The sequence below is a fragment of the Xenorhabdus sp. XBWT genome (assembly GCF_059072735.1).
In genome coordinates this window covers 1,139,969-1,150,619 of sequence record NZ_CM180990.1, presented here as the reverse complement: position 1 = coordinate 1,150,619, position 10,651 = coordinate 1,139,969, and the positions used below count along the sequence as shown (strand labels likewise).

At 39.4% G+C, this 10,651-nt stretch carries 8 protein-coding genes and 1 pseudogene; 6 read left to right on the top strand and 3 right to left on the bottom strand.

The window, feature by feature from the left end:
* The first annotated feature begins 130 nt into the window (after positions 1-130).
* The 4 genes from AC5JQI_RS05175 to AC5JQI_RS05160 all read left to right on the top strand — a co-directional run bounded on the left by AC5JQI_RS05175 (position 131) and on the right by AC5JQI_RS05160 (position 4,885).
* Entirely contained in the window at positions 131-1,300 is a 1,170-nt protein-coding gene (locus AC5JQI_RS05175) for a 3-deoxy-7-phosphoheptulonate synthase (RefSeq protein ID WP_493913945.1), read from the top strand.
* Positions 1,297-2,082, top strand: coding sequence for a 2,3-dihydro-2,3-dihydroxybenzoate dehydrogenase (locus tag AC5JQI_RS05170; RefSeq protein WP_493913944.1), 786 nt, complete (start codon positions 1,297-1,299; stop codon positions 2,080-2,082). The genes AC5JQI_RS05175 and AC5JQI_RS05170 overlap by 4 nt, the downstream gene beginning before the upstream one ends.
* A 29-nt stretch (positions 2,083-2,111) precedes the next feature.
* On the top strand, positions 2,112-2,744 hold the full coding sequence (locus tag AC5JQI_RS05165; RefSeq protein ID WP_493913943.1) for an isochorismatase family protein: 633 nt from the start codon (positions 2,112-2,114) through the stop codon (positions 2,742-2,744).
* Between the two features lie 125 nt (positions 2,745-2,869).
* Positions 2,870-4,885: a chorismate-binding protein gene (locus AC5JQI_RS05160; protein ID WP_493913942.1), complete on the top strand. Its 2,016-nt coding sequence runs from the start codon at positions 2,870-2,872 to the stop codon at positions 4,883-4,885.
* A gap of 167 nt (positions 4,886-5,052) precedes the next feature.
* On the opposite strand, the gene AC5JQI_RS05155 is transcribed toward AC5JQI_RS05160, so the two are convergent.
* The 3 genes from AC5JQI_RS05155 to AC5JQI_RS05145 form a co-directional block, all read right to left on the bottom strand.
* Positions 5,053-6,291 carry a multidrug effflux MFS transporter gene (locus AC5JQI_RS05155; RefSeq protein ID WP_493913941.1) on the bottom strand — a complete coding sequence of 413 codons (1,239 nt, stop codon included), beginning with the start codon at positions 6,289-6,291 and terminating at the stop codon, positions 5,053-5,055.
* Positions 6,292-6,779: 488 nt separating this feature from the next.
* Positions 6,780-7,700 (bottom strand): integrase domain-containing protein, encoded by a 921-nt coding sequence (locus AC5JQI_RS05150; RefSeq protein WP_493913940.1) that lies wholly within the window; start codon positions 7,698-7,700, stop codon positions 6,780-6,782.
* 318 nt (positions 7,701-8,018) lie between these two features.
* The gene (locus tag AC5JQI_RS05145) at positions 8,019-8,285 is read right to left on the bottom strand and encodes a hypothetical protein (RefSeq protein ID WP_493913939.1); all 267 of its coding nucleotides are present in this window, start codon (positions 8,283-8,285) and stop codon (positions 8,019-8,021) included.
* Positions 8,286-8,463: 178 nt separating this feature from the next.
* On the opposite strand from AC5JQI_RS05145, the pseudogene AC5JQI_RS05140 reads away from it, so the two are divergent.
* Both AC5JQI_RS05140 and AC5JQI_RS05135 read left to right on the top strand, forming a co-directional pair.
* A pseudogene (locus tag AC5JQI_RS05140) lies at positions 8,464-9,468 on the top strand (IS110 family RNA-guided transposase).
* 585 nt (positions 9,469-10,053) lie between these two features.
* Positions 10,054-10,350, top strand: coding sequence for a type VI secretion system baseplate subunit TssF (locus AC5JQI_RS05135; protein WP_493914620.1), 297 nt, complete (start codon positions 10,054-10,056; stop codon positions 10,348-10,350).
* The last annotated feature ends 301 nt before the right edge of the window (positions 10,351-10,651 follow it).

The window sequence follows — 10,651 nt, the reverse complement described above, 5'->3', positions numbered from 1 at the left end:
ATCAATGGTTTATTTATTGTTATTTAATTTACTTGATAGGTATTATATGAATTTTCTATTTATTAATAGATAACAGGTTATAAGTCATGAATTATTCATTTACCACTCATTATAAGTGAGCTTTAGTCGAATGAACACATTAGAAACTACTAGTTCTCTATGGCAACAACCAACTTGGAACAAGTTAGAAACATTATCTTCCATAAAAGAAGAATTACTGAAATTACCACCATTAATTGAACATAAAGATTTACCACATTTTTATAATCAATTGGAAAAAGTTTGGCTAGGCAAAGCTATAATAATCCAAATAGGTGATTGCGCTGAACGGGTTGTAGAATGCAATCAACAGTCCGTTGCTCCAAAAATAGATTTTTTACATACTTTATCAGACATTCTTTCTACCTTGCTTAATAAACCAGTAATTACAGTCGGCCGTATTGCGGGTCAATATGCAAAACCTCGTTCTAATGCAATTGAACGATATCAAAATACAACGTTACCAGTATGGCGTGGCGATTGTGTAAATAGCCCAGAACCTATTCCTGATGCCAGAATAAATGACCCCCAACGAATGTTAATTGGTTATCACGCAGCTTCACAAACTTTGTCTACTATTAATGATTACATTCGCAGTAGAGTAGATATGAATTTGCAAGTTTGGACAAGCCATGAAGCGCTATTATTGGACTACGAATATTCTCAGTTAAGAGTTACTCCTAGTGGACAGCAATATCTTGGAAGTACCCATTGGCCTTGGGTTGGCATCCGTACCCTTGATTTAAATAGTCCCCATGTTGAGATGTTAGCAAACATAAATAATCCAGTTGCATGTAAAATTAGCGATAAAGTTTCTCCTGATTTAATAACTGGATTATGCAAAAAACTCAATCCTCACAAAATCCCTGGACGACTCACATTCATCACTCGCTTTGGACACAAACATATTCATAAACTCAGCCCTCTCATTGATGCTGTATTAAAGACTAATATTCCTGTGCTTTGGATGTGTGATCCCATGCATGGAAATACAACAAAAACAAAGAATGGAAATAAACAACGAATTTTTGAGGAGATGATGCAAGAAATCAGAAGTTTTCAAAACCAGTTAGCTAAGCACCATGCTTGCTGTGCAGGTATTCATTTAGAAACAACGGCTGAAGATATCGGTGAATGTTTCGGTTGCGGTTTCAATCCTAAAGAATCCGAATTATCAAACATAGTATGCGATCCTAGATTGAATAAAATACAGGCAATCGAACTTATCAAACAATGGGTAGCTAATCAGGAATCATTATGATATTTGACAAAAAATATGTTGCTGTAATTACCGGCGCTTGCGGTGGCATCGGAGAAGCTCTCGCCAAAAAATTGGCGATAGAAGGAGTAACTTTAGCACTCATTGATAACCAAGCAGACAAGTTGCAATCTCTAGTCAATAAACTTAACCATGAATATCATCAATCTATTCTCGGTTTTCCTATTGACATTACTAAACCTAAACAAATTAGCAGTGCATTCCTTGCAATCAAAAAACAACTTGGGCCAATAGGTTATTTAGTGAATGGTGCTGGCTTATTACACCATGGTTCTGTTGAAAATACCGATATTGATGTATGGAATCGTATCTTTGATGTTAATGCGACAGGTGTGTTCAATGTCAGCAAAACCGCAGTCAGTTATATGATGGAACAGAAAAAAGGTAGCATTGTGACGATTGCTTCAAATGCTGCACGAGTACCTCGGACAATGATGGCAGCATACTGCGCCTCAAAAGCCGCAGCCCAAGCCTTTACATATGCTCTTGGGTTAGAGGTTGCTTCATCTGGAATCCGATGCAATGTCGTAGCTCCCGGCTCAACAGATACACCGATGCTACGCAATATGTGGAAAAATGAAAACGATAAAAACCATACATTGCATGGCAATCAAGAGCAATTTCGCATTGGTATACCGCTACGCAAGATTGCCACATCAGACGAAATTGCTGCAGCTGTTTGTTTCTATCTTAGTGAAGAATCCAGCCAAACTACATTGTCGACTTTATTAGTGGATGGTGGAGCTGCATTGGGTAACTGTTAATAGACTGTAAATAGAGATAGAGACACAACATGAAAAATATATTATCGTATCCATTACCTAAATATACTGATTTACCTAGATCAACAGCAAATTGGCTTCCAAATAAAAATAGAGCAGCTTTATTAATCCATGACATGCAAAAATACTTTGTGGATTTTTTTGAAGCCGAAGTAAGCCCAATAAATGGTGTTATCAGTAATATTTATATACTGCTAAATACTGCCAGAATCCTTAATATTCCTGTATTTTATACCGCTCAACCTGGCAGTATGACTCCAGAACAACGAGGATTATTAAAAAGTATATGGGGTGAAGGTATGAAAGCAATAGATGAGCATCGAGAAATTATTCCCCTTCTGGCTCCCATTAAAGATGAAATCATATTGACTAAATGGCGTTACAGCGCGTTCTTTAAATCTAATCTATTATGTCATTTAAGGGATTTGAACCGCAGCCAGCTAATCATTTGTGGAGTGTATGCCCATATAGGGTGTCTGACTACCGCTATTGATGCTTATTCATATGATATCGAAACTTTCTTTGTATCAGATTCTGTAGCAGATTTTTCAGAAGAAAAACATCATCTAGCATTGAAGATAGCTGCAGAAATATGCTCTGTAGTGACATCGACGGAACAAATAATTGCAAATCTAAGAAAATAATACGTTAGATATACTCATTTAACTTCAAGGTGCTGGTTTGATTTTTAAATTAATAACTAAAAATCAATTTCAGTTTATTGCGTATAAAATAAAAAACCTGACAAGGATAATTATAAGGGGAAATAATGTTACTGAAAGAATTATCGCAGGGAGAATTACAATCAGATAATGCAAAAAATCTCTTTCATCGATTAATAGAAAAGAACAAACCCTTTGCATGTATTTATCGTCCATTATCTGATTCTAAAGATACTTTTTTATTTCTAGAAGGTGAAATAAGATACAGTCATTCATTTTCTTCATTAGACCCAATTTCATTGGAACCAACTAGTTCATTGAAAACAGATGATTTTTTTCCAATAGGTACTGGCTCTTCTGAAAATCTGAGTGTTTCTCAATTAATTATTATTCCATTCAATCAAATTTCCGAAAAAGGTTTTTCATGCCACGACGATAATGAACCAGTCATTATCATGAAAATAGAAAAACAAGAGAATTATCAAGTAAATGACTGGGGTTTTGTCGAAAGTAGCAAACCAATAAAAGCAAATGATATATACTTTGATATCGATGATAAAAATTACAGTAGGATAGTAGAAAGTGTAATCAACGATGAGATTAGTGCTGGGGAAGGTAGTAATTTTGTTATATCGAGAAATTTAGAAGGTAATATTGATAATTTTTCATTAAAAGATGCACTCTCATTATTTAATAAATTACTAATAAATGAATCTGGATCTTACTGGACATGGATTATTTATACTGGAGACCGTTATATTATCGGTAGCAGCCCAGAACAACATATTTTAGTGGATGGTAAAAGTGTAGCAATGAATCCTATAAGCGGGACGTTAAAATATCCAGAAAAAGAGGTGGAAAAAGCTTTATATGACTTCGTTAACAACAAAAAAGAACAAAATGAACTGTTCATGGTCGTTGATGAAGAGTTGAAAATGATGAGCCGCATATGTGATGGTGATATTACAGTTACTGGCCCTCAATTAAAGATGATGTCTAGAGTTGCACATACGGAATATTTTATCCGAGGCTCAACATCACAAGCAATTAAATCTATCCTGAAAGAATCTTTTTTCGCGCCAACTGTAACAGGAAGTCCAGTAGAGAATGCTTCTCAAGTCATTAAGCGCAGAGAAAGTCGTGGCCGTGGATATTATAGTGGTATTATTGGAATGATTGGTGTTAATAATAATCAACGCTACTTGGATTCTTCAATCTTAATCCGAGCTGCTGATATAACAAAAAATGGACATTTCCGCTTAACATCAGGAGCAACGATTGTTCGTGACTCAAACCCAAAAAATGAAGCTGAAGAAACTAAAGCAAAATTAAGTGGTTTAATGCATTCTTTTTTTGCTGAAACAAAAAGTATTAACTCTACTAGTAAGGTCCAATTATCTGAATATATGTTGAATAATGTAACCGAAATATTACAACAAAGGAATAATAAAGTATCTTCTTTCTGGTTAGGAAACCAGAAAAAAATAGCATTGGAAACCTATAACCTTCCTTCCATTACAATCATAGATATGGAAGATTCATTTACTGAAATGCTTGCCTATCAACTACGTTTTATCGGTCATGATGTAACAATCGTTCCATGGTTCGAATCTGATACTAATTTACCACAATTAATGAATTCAGGTAAAACAGATATTTTATTTATTGGGCCAGGACCGGGAGATCCGAATACTACTAGTAGTAGTAAGATGGTAACAGGGCGAACACTTATCGCAGAACGTTTAAAACAGAATTTACCACTAATTGGCACTTGTCTGGGACATCAACTTATTTGTACTGAATTTGGTTTACCTATCAAACAACTTTCAAACACACGGCAAGGAACTCAGTATAAAATAGCCATTGACAATTTAGACTCTCACGTAGGATTTTATAATAGTTTTTCTGCGATGCACAAATTACCTCATTGGTTCACACCAAAATATAATCGATTGGTTTATCTTGAACGATTAGGTGAAAGTGAAATTATTGCATTGAAATCTAATAATGTGGCATCAATACAGTTTCATAATGAATCTTTTTTAACCACAGATGCATTTTCTATTTACGACTGGATGATTGATAATGCTATAGGCACTCATATACAGAAACTTAGTAATTAAACAATAAATTGAACTAAAAGCCTGTTCCAAGATCAGAGTTTTAGACTAATCAAAAACCACTCTAAAAAGGGGCAGGCAATTAAACAATTTAAATTAAAGGGTAACGTTGCGAACTTTTCCTCACACCACTAATTTTAATAGTGTATTGTTCATGATTCTTATTTCACTTATCTCCTTACTCTTACTAACCTTAGGGAAAAGAGTGCAATAATTCCACATCCGATTAACACAATAGATACAGGAAACAGCGACACAGACTTGCCAAGACCAGTTAAAAATGCCGTTAAAGAAGCTGCTCCAAACTGAAGAGCACCAAGAACCGCAGACCCAGCCCCTCTGATATCGGGAACTGCTGTTAATGCCAAACTAGCTGCATTACCAAAAATTAGCGCCATTGTAAACATTAGCATCATGAAAATTGCTGTTGTTAACTCAAGTTGATAGACACTGAGATAATTTACAATCAGTAGCAAACAAGCCAAGAAAAAAGTCGTTACTACACCACTTATAACAAGCATTTTGGCACCAAATCGTTCAACCCAGCGGGCGCACAATATACTGCTGATCAACATAATTCCAGCATTAATCGCAAACACAAGAGAAAAAAATACAGGAGTGAATTTAAACATGGACTGGTATATAAAAGGTGATGCTGAAATGTAGGCAAACAGAGATCCAAAAGCAGAAGAGAATACTAACGTATATCCCATATAGACTCTGTTTCTGAACAATTTTAGAAACTGCTTAACTAGGCTATTTTTATTCCCATCGGATATTAATTTATGTGGTAAGCTTTCCGGCACATAAACGAATGTTAGAATGGTAAGTATCAGTGAAATAACCGCCATAGTTACAAATAGAATCTGCCACGGAAAATAAGCCGCAACTCCTCCCATTAATGGCGCAATTATAGGCGCAACACCTTGAATTGCTAACATTAAATTGAAATAATAGGCAGCTTTGTTACCAAAGCTGAGATCAGAGACAATGGCTCGTGTCAGAACAATACCTGATGCGCCACCAGCTCCTTGAAAAAAACGACTAATAATTAACATCTCAATATCTGACGATAATGAACAAGCAATTGATGCTAAAGTCAGCAAAACCATACCACCTAATAAAAGGTTTCTCCTACCAATAATATCTGACCATGGACCAATAACTAACTGCCCTATTGCCAGACCAGCCATAAATGAGGTTAGACTTAATTGAACACCAGTCTGAGTCGTCATTAGTGCGTGTGACATTGCGGGAAACAAAGGAAGATACATGTCGGTTGAAAGTGCCCCTATGGCACTCAACATTCCCAATACTAGAACAAGCTTAAATCCTAGTTCACCTTTTTGGTCAGGTGAAACACGCTGATCTAGATAATTATCAGTTAGTATATTTTCTGATTTTTTCACTGTTATTCATCTCATATAGTTAACATGTCGTGAAGACTATAACACCCCAGGACAATGATTTCCAAATGGAAATCATTGTCCTGGGGTGTCTATATTACAATCGTACTACTCATTCTAATGAGAACATTTTTCATACAATAGATTGAAATTATGCAAACCTTCAGTTTCTCACTATTAACATAATGAATTGATTTTATTAATATAAACAGTTTGTCACTATAGTGATACTAAAGCGAACTGTCCACCATACACCGTTTGGTCTCACAATCGATTGCAGCAAATGGTAAAACGTTACCCATAGCTCCTTAATTATTAAAAGGTTCAAAGCATAATTTCCCTAACTAATTTATGTCAGAAGTGAGTTATATTCATTTATCTTCAAGTTTATTTCGTATAGAGATAATTTGTGAATAATTGGCTAAGTGTCAAGGTTGGTTTGTTCATATTCTCATTAGCAAATCATGTGGTCTCGTATGTGCCAATACAATTTATTTTTCATCCTCAATATTCGGGTAATACACCTGCCGGATATAACGTCCCCGCCCATCGCCATGCCCTAAATCCATTGACACCAGTGCCAGCACTTCCCGCTCACTGAAACCCTGAGCTTTATAATACGCGCCAGATTGCCGGGCAAAATGGTAACGCATGCTGTGTGGCGCCAGCTTACCCACCAGTCCGGCGCGTCTGACCACGTAACGGTAACGGTCTATCGCCTGATGAAGCGTGGGCTTATTAATCAACTTTCCACTGCGTTCTGCCTTTGCTCGCTCCGCATAGTCAATAGCCTGTTGCAGCGCCTCCCGATCCAGTATAACCGTCTGCCTCGGCCGCCCGCCTTTGGTGCCAAACACCACCCGCACGGAGGTATGACCGTTTTCCAGCGCTTTTTTCCAGGTGGCTAAAGATTTGTAGGCTTCCACCGCTTCTTTGGTCCGCAGTCCCAGTTCATACGCCAGCTGCATCACGGCGGCCACGCCCCGATCTTTTTGCTCGACCTGCTGAAAAATTTCTCTGAATGCTGTCGGTGTCAGCGCGGCCTTCGTGCCCTTGCGGCTCATATCCGCAATACCGAGTGCCCGGTTGCTCAGACGCGGATTATCCGGTGCGGCCAACTTAAGTTTTCCGGCCTGCGCTAAAATCGCTCTCAGTGCTGACATCTCATTTTGCAATGTCCTGTGACTGATATGGTCAGTCTTACGCTGAGCAATATAGCGCTCAATATATTTCGCCTTGAGGCTATCCATTTGCCTGAGTTGAATGCCGTTGTTTTTCAAATAGTCGAGGAACTGCCGGGCAATGCGCTCCCGGTCAGCGACCGTGGCAAAACTCCCGCCAGCTTTTCGGGCATGAGTGATAAATTCTTTCCTGAACCGCTCAACTTTTGAACGTGCTGATTTCTGCGCCATCCGCTCTTCTCTCGTCAGTTTTCATCTGTTTTTATTCATTTTTCATTCGTTTTTTTATTCATTTTAAAAACCAGTCCCTGCGTGTCGGTTCAGGTTCACCGTTCCATGGTGCGTCAGATAATGTGTAGCAGAGCGAAGATTGTGTTGAGTTTTTGCAGGAGCTCGCGACGTGCTCAGCACAGCGATGACATACTCCCCGTTCAGTGCCTGATTCAATCAGGATGAACGCCTCATTATCTTGACGTAGGTAATCTCTCCTTTTTTCGGTATCAGCCTGTTGTCAGGTAGTCGGTTAAAAAACAAACGAAACAAGTCGATTCAGACAGAAAAAGACCCGTAACAGCGGGTGACTTTGAGTAATACGGGGATCAAACGGGTCGTAAAGGCAGGCCGGACGTGCTCTGGACGTTGGCCGCTTAGCGGTGTCACTTGGTAATCGCTGCGCTTCAACACAAGTGACGCCGCGCAGTTTTCGGGACGTTTATTGTGATGCATTGAAACGATCAGTGAAGGGTGAGAACGGTTTCGTTCCGCATCAGGCAGAGAATGTTCTGCCCTGCCAGATGAGCAGCCGGTGTGAGTCACACCGGGAGACTTTCATCGCCAGACGGAGGGTTAGGTGTCCAATGATATCTGCTTCCAAAAGTGCGCAGATGTACCGCATTGTAATGCACTCCCTTGCAGGCTACGAGAGTTAATGAGATGGTCTTCCCCACCTTGTGAACCATACTCTTTATAGAGTATTTTTTCTGGAGAGTCCATCATGCAAAACGTCACACTTATTGGTATCGATCTCGGCAAGCATTCTTTCCATATCCATTGTCAGGACAAATGCGGCAAGACTATGCTGCGTAAAAAATTTACCCGCACAAAATTAATGGAATTTTTAGCTGGATGTTCATCCACTACCGTCGTGATGGAAGCTTGTGCGGGTGCACATTTTATGGCTCGCCGGATCGCTGATTTAGGCCATAATGCGAAGCTGATATCTCCGCAGTTTGTTCGTCCTTTTGTCAAAAGTAACAAAAATGATTTCGTTGATGCAGAGGCGATATGTGAAGCGGCATCACGCCCCTCAATGCGTTTTGTCCAGCCGAGAACGGAGACGCAACAGGCGATGAGAGCACTGCATCGTGTCAGAGAATCACTCATCAGAGATAAGGTAAAGACCACTAACCAAATGCACGCCTTTTCGCTGGAGTTTGGTATCAGTTTGCCAAAAGGCGAGGCGGTCATTAAACGGTTATCTCTGGTTCTGGCAGAACACGACGTGCCCGATTATCTGAGCCGTTTGCTGATGAAATTACATGCCCACTACCTTTATCTTGTCGAGCAAATAACCGCGTTGGAATGAGAATTAAAACAGTCCATCAAAGCGGACGATGCGACTCAACGCATGATGACAATACCGGGGGTGGGACCCATTACCGCCAGCCTACTTTCATCCCAGCTGGGTGACGGAAAACAATTTTCATGCAGCCGGGATTTTGCTGCTTCGATGGGGCTTGTTCCCCGGCAATACAGTACAGGGGGAAAACCTACTCTGCTGGGTATCAGCAAACGCGGCAACAAAAATTTGCGCCGATTGCTGGTTCAATGCGCCCGGGCGTTTATGATGCGGCTTGAGCATCAGCATGGGAGACTTGCCGAGTGGGTTCAGGCACAACTGAGCAAGAAACATTCGAATGTGGTGGCCTGTGCACTGGCTAATAAGCTGGCACGAATAGCCTGGGCAATCACCACTCGGCAAAATGAGTATCAGGCCTAATGAGGCTGGCTGACTCAATAACTTGATGATTAAACGGTGAAATACACGTTACCTATCTGGTTTTGCGAAGACTGATTATTGATGACATGAACGGCCAATAGGCCTGATGAATAACCTGAGAAATAAAAGGGTTCATTGAAGCCGGGGAGTTTTTAAGGTTCATCAGGCGCAGAACTCATCGTGGCGCGGGTACCCATACTCATAGAGACGCCGGATAGATTTAAGCAAGCCAACCATACATCAAAATGAGTGTTGCAAAAACGGGGAAGACCATAGATTTATTTTGCCGCTTTACGCTGATCCTTTCAGGCAGTGGATCATTTTTATAGTAAAAGGATATTAACGTTTAGGCAGAATGTCGTCAAACCATGACTGTTTATATTAGCCTTATTTTTGCACAGATATTCAAACACATTCCGCTATTTTCCCTATATTCCGCCAAAATCATATAATAACTGGATTTAATTCGTTAATTAACTTGATTGAAATGTACAATAAACGTTCTTTTCTAATGGAGGCCCATTTTATCTCACTATTATTCAGCATAATACCGAACACTGATAGACTAAATATAAGTTAAATTTAATTAAAAACAACAAGGAATCTCTGTACCTACAAGAGCGTACCTACCTGCAGGAGCTGGCACAGTGCATAGCGAAAGACTCGCCGCATTTATCCAATTTTCTGACTGAATGCTATGATCCCGATATTCAACGGGTTTTTGAAACCTTTGCGTTCCTGATTGCCAATCTACAGGACAAAGATGATTTTCCCGAAGCTATCCTCGGTATTCTCTCACGTATCTGGCCGTTAGCTTTGTGTCCGATCTCGCCCACAACGATGATGCAATTTACGCCAACTGATATAGCTGAATCATACTAATATGGATAATATCCAGATCCAACATGACAAGATATAAAGTGAAATGGGTTACAGTTTAGGTTTTCGAAAAGAGTCCTGGCATACAAAGATAAACATTTGTTTATTTTTGAACAAACGAGTACCCATTTTGAGATTTCTATTCATACCCTGTTCCGGTGGAGTCATAAAATAGAACCTTACATGACGCGTGATAAGTCTCCCATGAAAATTCATGATGAGGTGCTTATCGCGAATATCTTCCCAATTATTATCAATGTGAAAGAGCAAAACATTTAGGTGTCTCGCAGTCGGCTATTCATTA